General features: G+C 56.9%; 15 protein-coding genes. 10 read left to right on the forward strand and 5 right to left on the reverse strand.

The features are described 5' to 3' along the window. The first annotated feature begins 121 nt into the window (after window positions 1-121). The 7 genes from ACH518_RS08955 to ACH518_RS08985 all read left to right on the forward strand — a co-directional run bounded on the left by ACH518_RS08955 (window position 122) and on the right by ACH518_RS08985 (window position 5,351). Window positions 122-2,200: a diguanylate cyclase gene (locus tag ACH518_RS08955; RefSeq protein ID WP_445372634.1), complete on the forward strand. Its 2,079-nt coding sequence runs from the start codon at window positions 122-124 to the stop codon at window positions 2,198-2,200. A 296-nt stretch (window positions 2,201-2,496) separates the two neighbouring features. Then, window positions 2,497-2,709 (forward strand): cold-shock protein, encoded by a 213-nt coding sequence (locus tag ACH518_RS08960; protein ID WP_064022702.1) that lies wholly within the window; start codon window positions 2,497-2,499, stop codon window positions 2,707-2,709. Window positions 2,710-2,942: 233 nt separating this feature from the next. Beyond that, window positions 2,943-3,206 carry an RNA recognition motif domain-containing protein gene (locus ACH518_RS08965; RefSeq protein WP_445372635.1) on the forward strand — a complete coding sequence of 88 codons (264 nt, stop codon included), beginning with the start codon at window positions 2,943-2,945 and terminating at the stop codon, window positions 3,204-3,206. A 133-nt stretch (window positions 3,207-3,339) separates the two neighbouring features. Then, complete coding sequence (locus tag ACH518_RS08970; protein WP_445372636.1) at window positions 3,340-4,527, forward strand: DEAD/DEAH box helicase; 1,188 nt, start codon at window positions 3,340-3,342, stop codon at window positions 4,525-4,527. Window positions 4,528-4,593: 66 nt separating this feature from the next. Next, the gene (locus ACH518_RS08975) at window positions 4,594-4,731 is read left to right on the forward strand and encodes a hypothetical protein (RefSeq protein ID WP_445372637.1); all 138 of its coding nucleotides are present in this window, start codon (window positions 4,594-4,596) and stop codon (window positions 4,729-4,731) included. Between the two features lie 146 nt (window positions 4,732-4,877). Continuing rightward, window positions 4,878-5,063 (forward strand): hypothetical protein, encoded by a 186-nt coding sequence (locus ACH518_RS08980; RefSeq protein WP_140913007.1) that lies wholly within the window; start codon window positions 4,878-4,880, stop codon window positions 5,061-5,063. A 69-nt stretch (window positions 5,064-5,132) separates the two neighbouring features. Continuing rightward, window positions 5,133-5,351 carry a type II toxin-antitoxin system RelE/ParE family toxin gene (locus tag ACH518_RS08985; RefSeq protein WP_445372638.1) on the forward strand — a complete coding sequence of 73 codons (219 nt, stop codon included), beginning with the start codon at window positions 5,133-5,135 and terminating at the stop codon, window positions 5,349-5,351. Window positions 5,352-5,747: 396 nt separating this feature from the next. Here ACH518_RS08985 and ACH518_RS08990 read toward each other — a convergent pair whose 3' ends face one another. Next, complete coding sequence (locus ACH518_RS08990) at window positions 5,748-6,170, reverse strand: DoxX family protein (RefSeq protein ID WP_140913009.1); 423 nt, start codon at window positions 6,168-6,170, stop codon at window positions 5,748-5,750. A gap of 104 nt (window positions 6,171-6,274) precedes the next feature. Here ACH518_RS08990 and ACH518_RS08995 point away from each other — a divergent pair, with 104 nt between their 5' ends. Next, on the forward strand, window positions 6,275-7,150 hold the full coding sequence (locus ACH518_RS08995) for a LysR family transcriptional regulator (protein ID WP_445372639.1): 876 nt from the start codon (window positions 6,275-6,277) through the stop codon (window positions 7,148-7,150). Window positions 7,151-7,184: 34 nt separating this feature from the next. Here ACH518_RS08995 and ACH518_RS09000 read toward each other — a convergent pair whose 3' ends face one another. The 4 genes from ACH518_RS09000 to ACH518_RS09015 all read right to left on the reverse strand — a co-directional run bounded on the left by ACH518_RS09000 (window position 7,185) and on the right by ACH518_RS09015 (window position 12,806). After that, on the reverse strand, window positions 7,185-8,315 hold the full coding sequence (locus tag ACH518_RS09000) for a fatty acid desaturase family protein (protein ID WP_445372640.1): 1,131 nt from the start codon (window positions 8,313-8,315) through the stop codon (window positions 7,185-7,187). 430 nt (window positions 8,316-8,745) lie between these two features. Continuing rightward, a complete protein-coding gene (locus ACH518_RS09005) occupies window positions 8,746-10,110 on the reverse strand; it encodes an O-linked N-acetylglucosamine transferase, SPINDLY family protein (RefSeq protein WP_445372641.1) in 1,365 nt (454 codons plus the stop codon). A 181-nt stretch (window positions 10,111-10,291) separates the two neighbouring features. After that, window positions 10,292-11,377 (reverse strand): hypothetical protein, encoded by a 1,086-nt coding sequence (locus ACH518_RS09010; protein WP_445372642.1) that lies wholly within the window; start codon window positions 11,375-11,377, stop codon window positions 10,292-10,294. A 118-nt stretch (window positions 11,378-11,495) separates the two neighbouring features. Next, the gene (locus ACH518_RS09015) at window positions 11,496-12,806 is read right to left on the reverse strand and encodes a hemolysin family protein (RefSeq protein ID WP_140913013.1); all 1,311 of its coding nucleotides are present in this window, start codon (window positions 12,804-12,806) and stop codon (window positions 11,496-11,498) included. Window positions 12,807-13,008: 202 nt separating this feature from the next. Between ACH518_RS09015 and ACH518_RS09020 the strand changes: the two genes are divergently transcribed. Both ACH518_RS09020 and ACH518_RS09025 read left to right on the forward strand, forming a co-directional pair. Continuing rightward, a complete protein-coding gene (locus ACH518_RS09020; protein WP_278209312.1) occupies window positions 13,009-13,662 on the forward strand; it encodes a type VI secretion system amidase effector protein Tae4 in 654 nt (217 codons plus the stop codon). Further along, on the forward strand, window positions 13,659-13,934 hold the full coding sequence (locus tag ACH518_RS09025) for a hypothetical protein (protein WP_445372643.1): 276 nt from the start codon (window positions 13,659-13,661) through the stop codon (window positions 13,932-13,934). The genes ACH518_RS09020 and ACH518_RS09025 overlap by 4 nt, the downstream gene beginning before the upstream one ends. The last annotated feature ends 14 nt before the right edge of the window (window positions 13,935-13,948 follow it).

The following is a 13,948-nucleotide window of genomic DNA, read 5'->3' on the forward strand; positions in this document are numbered from 1 at the left end:
CGTCTGGTGCTGCATGACTGTCGGTATTTGCCTCGTTTTTCATTACCGGAATGTCTTTTAAACCAACCGGTACATGCTTAAATTCGCTAAACTGGAGATCTAAGTAGCGGAGACCGTACTGATGACCGGAGAGCCGTTTAAGGAAGCTAACATCGCGCAAAATCGTGCCATTGCCCGCGCCTTGATCAGGCGCTACGCCGTGGCGTTGCTGTTGGTTGCTGCGTCGTCTACCGCCGCCTGGTTCAGTTTGCGCTTGGTGATTGCAGAGCAGCAAAGCACGGCCGCGATCGTTAATGTCAGCGGCCGCCAGCGTATGCTCAGTCAGCGTACTGCATTGTTTGCCAATTTGTTGGTAATGACGCCGCCGGCCGGCCGGCCGGCCATCCGGGCCAGTTTGCAGGACGCTGTGGATTTGATGGAGCGTTCGCACCGGGCGCTGACGCTTGGCGATCCCGCCATGGGGTTGCCCGCCAACCATTCGCCGACGGTAGAGGCCATGTATTTTGCCGGTGCCGACGGCGTCGACGCTCAGGTGAACCGTTACGTCGCCGCGGTTCGGCAGTTGCTGGAACTAAGCGACGACGCGTTGACGACAAACCACCCGTTGCTGTTGCAGATCACGCGTACCGCGCCAACCACGCTGGTGTCGGCGCTGGACGGAATGGTCAAGCAATATCAGGCAGAGGGCGAGGCCAATGTCAGGCGCATCGAAGCCACCGAAACGGCGGTTTGGCTGCTGACTTTAGCCTTGCTCGTGCTCGAAGCGGGGTTGATTTTTCAACCGTTTGCCAGCCATATCAAACGCGTGGTCGGCAAACTGCAATTGCTTACCGACGAATTGCAACACCATCGGGATCACCTTGAAGAATTGGTGCGGCAACGTACCACGGAGTTGCAGAACAAAAGCGCGGAACTGGCGGAAAGCATGGAAAAGTTCCGCTTGATTAGTTCTGCGGCGCAGGATGCGATTGTCATCATCGGCAGGAACGCCGAGGTGGTGCACTGGAATCTGGCGGCGGAAAGAATTTTCGGTTACACCGAAACCGAAGCGCTGGGCCGAAACCTGCATGAGTTGATCGTGCCGTTACCGATGCGCGAGCTCGCGCATGCCGGTTACCGGACCTTCGAAAGCACCGGCCAGGGCATCATGATCGGTAAAACCCTGCAAACCATGTCGCTCAGAAAAAACGGGGACGAGTTTCCGATAGAGCTGTCGGTGTCGGCGATCAAATTGCAGAATAACTGGCATGCACTCAGCATTATTCGTGACGTTACTCAGCGGAAGGGCGACGAGGACAGTTTACGCAGCAGCGAGGAGCAGCTCAGATTTGTGTTGGAAGGCGCCGAATTGGGCTATTGGGATTGGAATATCAGCACCGGCGAAGTAATCCGTAATTCCCGTTGGGCGGAAATGTTGGGATACAGTCACGAGGAAATCCGCCATACCACCCAACAATGGAGCGATTTCGTGCATCCGGACGACCGGGCGGCGGCGTGGCAGTCAATTCGCGATGTGATCGAAGGTCGGTCGCCGTCGCACAAGCTGGAATACCGTATGCTGCACAAGGACGGCAGTATTCTTTGGGTTTTGGACCAAGCCAAAGTCATGCAGCGCGATGTGGCCGGCAAACCGGTTCGGATGAGCGGCACCCATTCCGATATCACCGAACGCAAAAGGCTGGAGGCGGAGCTGACCCGGCAGGCGCGTACCGACTATTTGACCGGTATCAGTAGCCGCGGGTATTTCTTGGAACAGGCCGAGCAGGAACTCGCCAGCGCGTTGCGTTACGGCAACCCGTTGACGATGTTGATGATGGATGTGGATTTCTTCAAACAAGTCAACGATATTCACGGCCACCGCGCCGGAGACGCAGTATTGAAAAAATTGGCGGACGTTTGCCGGGAGACCTTGCGCGAAGCGGACATCATCGGCCGGCTGGGCGGCGAGGAGTTCGCGATCCTGTTGCCGCAAACCGATAAGGGAAGCGCGGTCGAGGCGGCTGAGCGGCTGAAAGAGGTGCTCGGCACTGCGCAAGTCCCGCACGATGGCGGCAAGCCGCTGAGTTTTACCGTTTCGATCGGTGCGGCCGCCTTAACCGGCGGAGACGACAGCGTCGATGCGCTGCTGAATCGGGCCGATCAGGCGCTTTACCGAGCCAAGGAAAGCGGGCGCAATCGGGTCTGCGCAGCCGTTGACTAGCGCTCGATTCGACGCGGGCTTGGTTGGCAAGGCCCATCGTTCGAAGGTTTCGATCTGAGAGGCCACGCGCGATAAGGGGCGGGGTATTCGGCCGATCGGGAAAATACTGCTTGACTCGCGCCGGTTAGGCATCCATACTCCAGCCAGCTCCAAAATTAAGATTTACCCTGCTGATTACCATTTCGATGCCGCTTCCACCGAAGTCGCAACTCGCTCTGATTTCATAAAGTAAGTTCCAATTTTACCGGCTACACCTGCCATCTAGGCAGTATTTCACATTTATCAAGGACTTACTCATGTCTACAATCACGACTGGCACCGTAAAATGGTTCAATTCCGATAAAGGCTTCGGCTTTATCGAGCAACAATCCGGCCCCGACGTTTTCGTTCATTTCAAAAACATCATCAACTCCGGCGGTTACAAAACTCTGGAAGAAAACCAAAAGGTCGAATTCAGCATCGGCCGTGGCCCTAAAGGCCTTCAAGCTGAAAACGTAAAAGTCATTTAATCGATGGCTCTGCAGGTTGCCGGTAGCTTACGCGGCAACCTGTATTCAATACCGAACCAATCCGCACGGACAACGAATCAACCGAGTTAAAGCGATATCGCTGGCTTTGTTGCCTCAACGTTTTGATTTTCCAGTGCCGCGCCAATGGTCTGGAAAGTTCGCCAATCCCGCCTCCGTTACGCGCTCTGCCCAAAGCAGCAGCCGCATACTGATCCCCCAACTCAGGACTCATTTTGAAAAGAATATTTGTCGGCAATCTGCCTAGCGACGCGACCGAATCCACTGTCACGGCCCTGTTCTCCGAATTCGGCAAGGTGCATTCCATCGAACTCGTCATCGATATGTTCAGCGGCAAATGCCGCGGCTTCGGTTACATCGGGATGGAAGGCCATGAAGCCAGAGCGGCGATAGCCAAACTGAGCGGTTTTCAATTCGGCGGCAATATGCTCAGAGTCGGTTTCGAAAGTGCCGGCGGCAAACAAGGCAGACGCCGTTAACCGCGATCACACCCTGATACGACTTCAATCAGACACCGATGTTTCGGTGTCTTACCCTTTTCGCTGACCGGATGCTCCGGTTAGGGATTCCTTTTTTTCACGGGATTTCACTCCCGCACATCGAGAATTATTCATGCCATTTTCCAATCTCGGCTTGGCCGAGCCTTTAATCCGCGCCGTCCGCGAAGCCGGTTACAGCGCGGCGACGCCGATTCAACAACAAGCAATCCCGCTGGTGCTTTCGGGTCGCGACTTGCTCGCCGCCGCCCAAACCGGCACCGGCAAAACCGCCAGCTTCACCTTGCCGATTCTGCAGCGTTTGGCGACCAATCCCGGCGCCAGCCGCAATCGGCCGGTCAGGGCGCTGATACTGACGCCAACCCGCGAATTAGCGGCGCAAGTGGCCGAATCGGTCGCCAAGTACGGCGTTCATCAACAGCCGCGCTTGAAATCCGATGTCGTGTTCGGTGGCGTCAAAATCAATCCGCAGATGCTGCGTTTGCGCGGCGGCGTTGATATCCTGACCGCGACGCCGGGACGCCTGCTCGATTTGGTCGGCCAGAATGCCGTCAAACTGAATCAAGTTGAAATGCTGGTGCTGGACGAAGCGGACCGCATGCTGGACATGGGCTTCATCCGCGACATCAACAAAATTTTGGCCTTGCTGCCGAAAAACCGGCAGAACCTGCTGTTCTCCGCCACCTTTTCCGCCGACATTCGCCGATTGGCGCAAACGCTGCTGCGCAATCCGGCCCAAGTCGAAATCGCCGCCGAAAACGCCGCGGCCGACAGCGTCGAACAAATTGCCTATGCCGTGGAAAAACCGGCTAAAGCCGGGGTGCTGGCGCATTTGATTAAAAGCAACGACTGGCGGCAAGTGTTGGTTTTTACCAGCACCAAACACAATGCCAACCGCCTGACCGAGAAATTGAACGCGGCCCAAATCAGCGCCAAGGCGATCCACGGCAATAAAAGCCAGGGCGCCCGTACCAGCGCCTTGGCCGACTTCAAAACCGGCGACATCCGGGTGTTGGTCGCGACCGATGTGGCGGCACGCGGCATCGATATCGCCAAACTGCCGCACGTGGTCAATTTCGAGCTGCCGCGTTCCTCCGCCGACTACGTGCACCGCATCGGCCGCACCGGCCGGGCCGGGCGGAGCGGGCTTGCCGTGTCCCTGGTTGCCGCCGACGAACGCAGTGCGTTACGGCAAGTGGAAAAATTGATCGGTAATAAAATCGCCTTCGGCTCGATTGCCGCTGCTGCCCCCGCTGCTCCTGCGGAAGCGAAGCCCGTTCGGCCGAGTTCCGCCGGAAAATAAGCGCCCTTCGCTTTTGGGATTGAATTTGCCTGAGCCGAAATATTAATTGGCGCAGGCAAAACCCGGTTGGAATCCAAGGCAACAGATCATCTGTTACAGGCCATTGTATGGCTGAAGCCCTTGGTCGCCGAGGCTTTCTCGGTGTCGGCGGCGCTACAAATGGTGGCGACCACCACTTTATCCAGCGGATTGGCGGTGTTGTAGAGCAAGTATAACGAGACCGGTTTTCAACAATGGTGGTCACCGCGTCCTGTCTGTAAAATAGTGCTCCAAGGTGAAACTACTAGCTTGACACTAACCAATGTCAGACAAGCCTAGAATGCCATCAGCGACTAAAGGAGACGTTCACCATGCAGCTAAACACCGCTAAACAAGAAGCCCTCGCCATCATTCAGCGTTTACCTGATACCGCCGACATGGAGGAAATTATGTACCGGCTCTATGTGCTGGAAAGCATTCGGCGCGGCCAAATGGACGCTGAACAGGGCAGAGCCCTACCCGCCGAACAGGTACTAAGAGATATTCAGGCCTGGTAAAGTGGACCGATCACGCATCGGCCCAGCTTCGTCATATTCACGACTATATTGCGCAGGATTCGCCGCTTTATGCCAAGCGGGTGGCTGCGCTGGTTAGTAAAACGATTGGCTTGGATAAACTGCCGTCTTGGACTTATAGTGCCAGAATTAAGCAACGAGGCTGTGCGTGAACTTTCGCTCTATTCTTACCGCATTCTTTACGAGATCAAAACTACCCATATCGAAGTGCTCGCGGTGATTCATAAGCGCCGCGACTTACAACCTGACGAGATTCTGCGCGAGCAGTAATATAGAACCGGGCGACTTCCGCCAAAATGGTAGGCATACGGTCGCCGGGTGCGATTTGTTAAAACATATTGGGCAATAGGGCTACGCCTATTGTCAACCTAGCAATTGCGACTTACGGCCTTCGCACTCGAACAACTGGGCAATCGCTTTGAATGCGTGGCCAATCCCAGTGGCAGCGCCGCCGGCGCGCACCAACTGCTGGCGACAAGTCTTACAGTTGGCTGCTACCCGTTATACAAGGGATTGGCGGCATTCGCTCATTCGGCGCAGGCCGGGAGCAGGAATGATCCTTGCCGATGGTGCTTTTGGGTATCGGTGCCACGCGTTACCGCGGGATAGAGCTTTGTTTATCGCACCAGCCCATTGGGCATTTCGTTTGGCTTGGATGTCTCGGTGTTAGATTCGGCCCCGAATCGTGTACTCGTTTTTCCGCCCCCACAGCACGAACAGCGACAGACTTAATAAAACCAGGTTGATCGGCAACACGGCAAACTCACCACGCGACAAGTGAAATAACATCGCGCAAATCTGTAAAGTGGAACAGCCGGTAGCGGCCCAGACGGTTAAGCCGGGCTTTATACGGGTCAGCGCCGGGACAAGGATGCCGATCCCGCCCGCCAAGTCTATCAGCCCAATCACACGCACAAAGCTTTCCGGGGTAACGCCTGTCCACGGAATGGACACTGCGAGTTCGGCAATCGGTTGGGTAACTTTCATTGATCCGGCAGCGATATACACCAGTGCCAGCAGAACTTGCGCACCCCATAGCGTTACGTTCATCAGTTTGCCGGCGGGTTGGGGAATGACGGTTGTATTCATAGCAATGTTCTCTGCAAAAATTGGGAGGTCGTAGTCTAAGGCTTTCCTTTCATTGGATCATTCCCCATATAATTGATCTTGTCTTTCTCCTGAGGAAACAATTAATGGACAGACTTACCAGCATTCAAGTGTTTCTAAACGTCGTCGAATGCCGGAGCTTCGTCGCAGCGGCGGATCGAATGCAGATTTCCCCGGCAATGGCGAGCAAGCACGTAATGGCTTTGGAGCGTCATTTAGGTACCCGATTGTTAAATCGGACGAGTCGTAGCTTAAGTCTTACCGATGATGGCAGGCTTTATTTTGAGCAATGTCGTCACCTGCTGGATGGGCTAGAAGAGGTGGAGGCCAGTATCACTCAATCGAAATTTGTTCCGAAAGGCTTACTTCACCTCAGCGCACCGGTGTGGTTTGCCAACGCCACTTTCGTCGGCATTCTGGCCGATTTTCGTAAGCAATATCCGGAGGTGCGCTTCGATCTGGATATATCGGGGCGGTTCGTTAATCTGGTGGAAGAAGGTGTCGACCTTGCATTGCGGGTTTCGCAATCACTAGGCGACACCCTGATCGCCAGACCGGTCGGCTCGGTAACCTTCAACATGCTGGCGAGTCCAGATTATCTGCGACGTGCGGGAACCCCGACAACAGCGGCGGAATTGGTCGCTCATGACATGTTATGGTATTCCCTTCTCCCAACCGATTTGGGTAATTTGGGGTTTCCCTCCGTTAAAATAACTCCGGTTTTATCCAGTACCGATGAGTCCTTGTTGCGCTACGCGACTCTCCAGGGAATGGGCATCTCGGTGTTGCCCACCTGGCTCGCCGAAGAGGATATTCGCGCTGGCCGCTTAACGACGGTACTTTCCTCCAGTATGGATCGCCAAGTTAGCATCTATGGTGTCTACCCCTCACGAAAAAATCTGTCTTTCAAAGTGCGCGCATTCCTGGAGTTTCTCGCCCACGATCCGCGGATGAAAACTTAGATGGCACGTACTGCGGGTTTGTTCTGGGCTCAGGTCAAGCCTGTGCCAGCGTCGGCTTCAGCATCGAGGTCTTGCCGACCATGATGTCCACCGCCTTTAGCAGGCGTTTGAATACCGAATCCTGGCAATAAGGGATGCCGTGGTGGGCGCAGAGGGCTTTGACCTGGGGTTGCAGCTTTTGGTATTGACTCAACGGCAAATCCGGCCACAGGTGGTGCTCGATCTGGTAGTTCAGCCAGCCGTATAAAAAGTCGTTGGCGTTGGACCCGGTCGGGTAGTTGACCGAACCCAGGATTTGCCGCAGATAAAATTCGCCTTTGCTGTGTGCTTTTTCGTCGAAGCCCATCACGTCGTCGCCGGCGTGGTTGGGGATCATCACCAGAAAGGTATGCATGTTGGTGAAAATTTCCGCCAGGATGGAATTCAACAATACGCTGGTGGCGGCCACCGTGCCGAGCGGCAGGAACAGCGCCGGCAGCAACAGGAAACGATATGCCGCGTAAGGCAAAATGCTTTGTAGCCACAGGCCGCGGCCTTGCGGGGTGAACAGGCTCCAGGCGCCGAGCCGGGTCATTTGCGGTGCCGGTTGGTGCTGATGGCGGGCCTGTTCCAGGCGCAATTCCTTGTGGGTACGCGGTGTGTAATAGCTCAGCTTCCAGACGCCGGAGAACAGCGCCACAATCACGTAACGCAACCACATCGGCAAGCCGGATTGGCGCAGCCATTGCATATTGTGCTGGGCGTTATTGGGGTCGGCAGTCTCGCCCAAACGGTAATGGTGCAGCACGTCGTGTTCGTGGTGCCAGCCGGCCGGCGTCATCCAGTCCGGCCAATCCAGAAACCGGCGCCAACCTTTGGCAAAGCCTTTGCTTTGGTAGCGCGGCTTAGCCTGCTTGATTTTGTCGTAGCCGCGATGCTGGATCGGATGCGCCACCTGGGTCCAGCGGGCAAAACTGCCCTGGCTGATCAACAGTGCCGACAGCGGGTTCGGTGCGATCCAGGCCGTAGCGTAGCCGAGCAGCGAACAGGCTTGGCCCCAGCGCTCCATCCGCTGCATGTGGCGGTAATCTTCAGGCCCCAGATCGTCCTGGGCTTGTCGGTAAAGTTGTTTGATATCGTGCGCAAGCTGTTCGCGGTCGACGTTGCGGTAACTGGATAAACTCAAAAGAACCTCGTGGGTACACTAGCGGCGGAAAATCCCAGTGATCAGATTCGCCGTCGACACTGTCCCTGCGTCGGTGCCAAAACGTAATCGGGGTTGAGTGCCCTGAACGCGCTGGTAGCGTTGATGCGGAGTGGTGGATAACTTACGAAACACAACTGAGCCAATTGCCTGGCCGGGTCTGGTCTGGAAGCGAATAACGACTCTGGTTCGCTATGTCGTTTTAATCGGACGCGCTTAACTCGATTCTCCGAATTTTTAGCCCAGCAAGGCAGCCGGCAATTTTACTGCAAACGTCGGGAAAATATCTGAATTTGCTATATCCGGAGGTCAAAGCCGGTTCAAATCCGGCTCTGGCAAGGGTAGCGGGGATTACCGTCGCTCCGCGAATGGGGCGCGTGTTGGCTGGTGCTGCAGCCTCGATTGTGTGCGGTTAATCAGTTCGACCTATCGCCGCCGGCAATTGGCCGGCCAAATGCCTGTCCCACATGGCTTGATACAACGCTTCCAGGTCCAGTGTGTACGCCGCATTGTCGAATAAGGCGACCGATAAACGGTTTTGCTGCAGTTGCTGTCTGATTTCGGCCAGGCGTTGCGGATTGCTGCTGAGTGCCAGTGCCAACGCATAATAGGCATCCGCATCTTCGGCGATCAACTCTTCCAGATCCACCGCCCGCAGTAGGCTGCCCGCCACCCGAGACGCGAAAGTGTCGCCGGTAAACGTCACCAGCGGTACGCCGACCCACAAGGCGTCGCTGGCCGTGGTATGGGCGTTGTAAGGCGCCGTATCCAACACCAGATCGGCCAGACTCAAGCGCGCCAAATGCTCGGGCTGCGGCGCCTCGTCGGCAAAAATCAGCCGCTCCGGCGATATGCCGCGCTGATAGGCTTCGTTACGGAGCCGGCCTTTAGCCTGCGAGTTTTTCAGCAGCCACAGCACACTGCCGGGAGTGTTGTATAGCAGCCGGCACCAAATATCGAAGGTCTCGGGCATGATTTTGTAAGCCTGGTTAAAGCAACAAAACACGAAACCGTCGGCGGGTAGACCCTGTTCGGCTCGGCTGCTCGGTTGGCCGATCGCCACATCGCAGCCGTGCGGTTGATAGCTGCCGGGCATGCAAGCGAACGCTTCGCTGTAATCGCCGGCGCTGGCAGGTGGCGTTACATAATTATCGGTAATGATGTAATCGCAGAAATCGCCGCCCATCGTGCCCGGATAACCCAAATAATTCACCTGAATCGGCGCTGGACGGTAGGTCAGAATTTCGGTGCGGGTGCCGCGGGTATAACCTTTTAAGTCGATCAGAATGTCGATCCGGTCCGCGTAAATTGCTTTGGCGCAGGCGGCGATGGACAATTCCCCAAGATCGATGAAACGGTCGAAACAGCGTTCCAGGCGCTGGCGCATAGTGCCGTCGTCGGCGGCGCCGTAGGAATAGGCGTAAAGTTCGAAACGGTCGCGATCGTGGGCTTCCAGCGTTTCGGCCAGCAGGTAGGCGGTGGCGTGTTCCTGAAAGTCGGCGGATAGGTAACCCAGGCGAATTTTGCCGCGCGGCAAGCGGTCGAAAATGAACTCTAAATTTGCCCGTTCCGCCGAGCTGGCGGCCAAGCGATCGGACATCCAGACATCGGCACATTGGCGCTGTTCGGCAGCAGTGAATCCGGTCAGAGATAACAAATGAAACGGCGAAATCCGGCTTGTTTCGCCGCCGGCGAGGCTGCTGCGGATTTTGTCCCGCCATTCGTCCAGCCGTTCCCATTCGCAGATGCTCCGGCTGCGATCGTAGTACTTCATCATCGGGATCCACTCCGGTATCGGCGGTCAGCCTGGAAAGGCCCGACGTGCAGTCCGGGGCTGTCTGGCATCGTACTCCGATTCGCCGAAAATGCCGAGCAATTCCGCAGCAGTGCTCGAGTCCAGTTTGCGGCCGGCTGAATAGCCGGCGCGGTTGGCGCAAATGCGTATTTGCGGAAGTGCGTTACTGCGTCGGCTGCGAGTCGCCAGGCACCAATAAGCCTCGTAATGGTAAGCCGCCGGACGGCAGGTAGAACGCTATGCCAGCGGCTCGAATCCGCCGGCCGTCGCTGTGGCGCCAACGCTCGAAACCGGCTGCCACACAATCCGTTGTCCTTTGTTCGCCGGCTTCGGGCGGATTGCCAAGCATCTCGGTATAGTCCTGCAAGCCTTCTTGCAGCAGAATCAAGTGCATGCGCACGCGCGGAATCGGTGCGACCGGGTCCAAGCCGGCCTCGCGAAAATTTGCGCTGAAGAACTGAGGAGTGGATTTATCCGCGCTCGCCATGTCGGGCGTGAATTCGGTTGTGGCTGTCCTAGCGTCGGACTGCAGCCACGATAGCCGCAAATACGGCGGCGGCTCTTGCGCCGACCACATCAGATGAACGTCGTTGCCCTGTGTGCAGTAATTGGGGTGCTCGACATCGTATGCGGGCCAGTATCCGCCGAGACGTTGCTCGACGCGTTGCAAGCGGATGCCGGGTTCTGCCCGTAGCGATTGGGTGTATATCAGGCCGGCACCGGGCATCGTATAGGGCGTGACCGGCTCTACGCGATACGGCAGCGGTGGGTTGTCCGGCGGCAATTCCCGGCGCAAACCGATCTGCCGGGCGGCGGCGTGCAATGGGTTTTGCGCCGCGAAATAGGCCGTCAACGGCACGGCTAGAATCGCCAAGCCGCTGAAACCCAGCGCGATACTTTCGTTTCGGGAAAAACCGGGGCTTACCAGGCTGCCGCAAACGATGTGGCAACCGAACCAGAGCAACGGCGCCGCCGTGAACAGCGAGAGATAGAATACGGCAAGGCCTTCCATGCCGCTGACCGCTTGGGCCGGCAATACCAGAACGGCAAAGGTGAGCGGTGCGGCAATCAGCGACGCGATCCGCACTGCCAGCCAACTGCCGGCTCGGCCGCGGCGGCCAAAAACCCGGCTTTCCAGCCAGAGCAGGATGGCTACCGTTGCCGCCACGCCGGCCGTCGCCACTCGCCATTGGCGGCGTTCGGCCGGTGTGATTGCGTTCAGAATATCGAGAATTTGTGTCCAGTCCATATTGCAACCTCTAGTTGCCGGTGTTGACCAGGGACAGCAACGGCGAATTGGCTTGGTTCCGGCGAGTAGTGTCGGACGCGCGCTTTAACTTGGCGGCATTTAGGCGCTGGACAGGGGATTACGGTTTCGGATGCACTTCCACCCATTCGATGCGCGGGCCTTGCATTTCCTTGACCACGATTTCGAAATCGTTGAAAGCGATACGTTCGCCGACATCGGGTATGTCGCGCAATTGCGCCAGAATCATGCCGCCGACGGAATCGACATCGTCCAGGTCCAATTCTTCGTTTTCGATGTCGACGCCGAGAATGCGCTCCAAGGAGAAGATCGGCAGGCTGCCCTTGCCTAACAGGCTGCCGTCATCCTGCCGGGTCCAGTCGCTTTCCGATTGGCAGAATTCGTCGCGGATCTCACCGACTATCGCCGACAGCAGATTGTCCAGGGTGATGAAGCCCAACGGTTTTTGGCCTTTCTGGCCGATGACCGCAAAGTGGGGGGAGCCTTGGGTAAAGCGGCGGAATAGTTCCAATGCCGGCATGTGCGCGGAAATATGTAGAATCGGGCGCAGGTAGGCTTCCAGGTCGTGCAGCGGATCGCCTTTTTGCTGGGCCAGAAACAAATCCTTCAGGTGGATGATGCCTAACGCATCCATTCCGTTGCTGTCGAAGTACGGAAAGCGGCTGTAGCAACTGCTGGAAACGATTTCCAGCATTTCCTGCGGCGACTGGCCGCGTTGCAGTGCGGTGATTTCGTGGATCGGCCGCATCAAGTCAGAGACTTCCAGTTTGCCGAAATCCAGGGTTTTGGCTAACACCTTATATTCTTCGCCGGTAAAATTCTCGGCCGATCGGGTGGAACGCAGGATGAGTTTCAGTTCATCGGTGGAGTAATGGCTGTCGTGGTGGTGGCCCTCGCACAGCCCGCTCAAGCGCAAGACCAGGGTGGCGCTACCGTTCAGCAGCCAGATGGCCGGATACATCAACCAGTACAGCGCATACAGCGGCCCCGCGCTCCACAGACCGATGCCCTCCGGATTGCGAATCGCCAGCGATTTGGGGGCTTGTTCGCCGACCACGATATGCAGGAACGAGATGGTGCAGAAGGCAAAGGCGAAAGAAATATTGTGGATTAATTCGGGCGAAGTGATTTGCAACTGATCGAACAAGGGTATCAGTAAATCGGCGAAGGCCGGCTCGCCGATCCAGCCCAGGCCCAGAGAGGCCAGCGTGATGCCGAGCTGACAGGCCGATAAATAGGCGTCGAGTTGTTTGTGAACTTTGGCCAGAATCCGGCCGCGCCAGCCTTCGTTTTGTTCGATGGCTTTGATTCGGGTCTGCCGCAACTTTACCAGACTGAATTCCACGGCCACGAAAAAGCCGTTCAACAACACCAGCAGCAAGGCGCAGGCGACCAGAAAAACATTACTCATATACAGCTAAAGGATTACAACGGAAGATTCATTATACCGGTAATTGTGGGGTTTGCTTGACAGGCGTGGCGGCGGCCAAATGCCGGCCTGGTTTTAGCGGATGACGCGGCGCAGCAGACGTGCTGTAATCCGGGCTCTCGCCGGCCAAGCGATTCGTCGGCCGTTCTCAGGATAAACTTCTCGTCGTTTGGAGGAAGCCGTCATGCCCGGACAACGCCCTGGCCCCGTCTGTAACAGCAGAGGAAACGAAACCATAGACCAAGGTACCAGTTGTCGGGCGGTATCGCCGCGGCCGGGGCCGGTCGGTGCCTTCTCGGGAGCGGTCGGCATGGCGGCGAAGCCCATCAGTTTTGCCCGGTTGTGGGCCGGCTATCCGGACGAAGCGCCTTACCGCGACGGCAACGGCAACGTGCCTGTGGGGTATGAAAACCAATGCGCGATTAAAGTCAGCGCGGCATTGTATGCGGCCGGTGCCAAGCTGGATGGCTTTACCGGGGCTACGGTCAGCGTTGGCGGTAACCGGTTGGCGATTCGGGCGCAGGAAATGGCGGACTGGCTGCAGACGGCTTCGGTTAAGGTGCTGCAAAGCCGGGTTGCCGATGTCACCGGTCAGGATTGGCAAACCAAAATCAAGGGTAAGACCGGTATCGTCTATTTTCAGAATTATTGGTTGCGCCCCGGCGAAAAAACGCCTTCCGGCGACCATATCGATCTGTGGAACGGTAGCCGGCTGACGGCGTCCGGGTTTCAAGGGACGGTGGTGACCGTGTTGCGCTTCGGTTTGGGGGTGGCGTCCGGACCGGGTTTTTCCGATTTGAGTAAGTCGCAAAAGATTCTGTTTTGGGAGGTACCGTGAGTTTGCGCTTTCTATCTCGCTTGGCCGGTGCCGGTTTGGCGGTCGGCTTGGGCGTTGGTTTGTGGCGCTATTGGACCGGAATTTGTAACGAGGCCTGTGCCGCGGAACGGGCGCTGGCGATGATTTTGTTGAGTTTCCTGTTGCCGGCCGCGGCGTATTGGACCCTGCTGGTTTGGACCGCCGCCAGTCCGCGGCCGCGCGCGCGGGTTTTTGCCGCGTTGTTGACTGGCGTGTGTCTCGCGATATCGATCTGGTTGAGCGTTACCGGCTGATGCCGGCGGTTGGC

Source organism: Methylomonas sp. HW2-6, from assembly GCF_052474525.1.

What these genes read in the sequence shown, in the direction of transcription:
- ACH518_RS08960 (WP_064022702.1), top strand. Translation starts at nt 2,497, where the DNA reads ATGTCTACAATCACGACTGGCACCGTAAAATGGTTCAATTCCGATAAA.
- ACH518_RS08980 (WP_140913007.1), top strand. Translation starts at nt 4,878, where the DNA reads ATGCAGCTAAACACCGCTAAACAAGAAGCCCTCGCCATCATTCAGCGT.
- ACH518_RS08995 (WP_445372639.1), top strand. Translation starts at nt 6,275, where the DNA reads ATGGACAGACTTACCAGCATTCAAGTGTTTCTAAACGTCGTCGAATGC.
- ACH518_RS09005 (WP_445372641.1), bottom strand. Translation starts at nt 10,110, where the DNA reads ATGATGAAGTACTACGATCGCAGCCGGAGCATCTGCGAATGGGAACGG.
- ACH518_RS08990 (WP_140913009.1), bottom strand. Translation starts at nt 6,170, where the DNA reads ATGAATACAACCGTCATTCCCCAACCCGCCGGCAAACTGATGAACGTA.
- ACH518_RS08955 (WP_445372634.1), top strand. Translation starts at nt 122, where the DNA reads ATGACCGGAGAGCCGTTTAAGGAAGCTAACATCGCGCAAAATCGTGCC.
- ACH518_RS08970 (WP_445372636.1), top strand. Translation starts at nt 3,340, where the DNA reads ATGCCATTTTCCAATCTCGGCTTGGCCGAGCCTTTAATCCGCGCCGTC.
- ACH518_RS09020 (WP_278209312.1), top strand. Translation starts at nt 13,009, where the DNA reads ATGCCCGGACAACGCCCTGGCCCCGTCTGTAACAGCAGAGGAAACGAA.
- ACH518_RS09010 (WP_445372642.1), bottom strand. Translation starts at nt 11,377, where the DNA reads ATGGACTGGACACAAATTCTCGATATTCTGAACGCAATCACACCGGCC.
- ACH518_RS08985 (WP_445372638.1), top strand. Translation starts at nt 5,133, where the DNA reads ATGCCAAGCGGGTGGCTGCGCTGGTTAGTAAAACGATTGGCTTGGATA.
- ACH518_RS09015 (WP_140913013.1), bottom strand. Translation starts at nt 12,806, where the DNA reads ATGAGTAATGTTTTTCTGGTCGCCTGCGCCTTGCTGCTGGTGTTGTTG.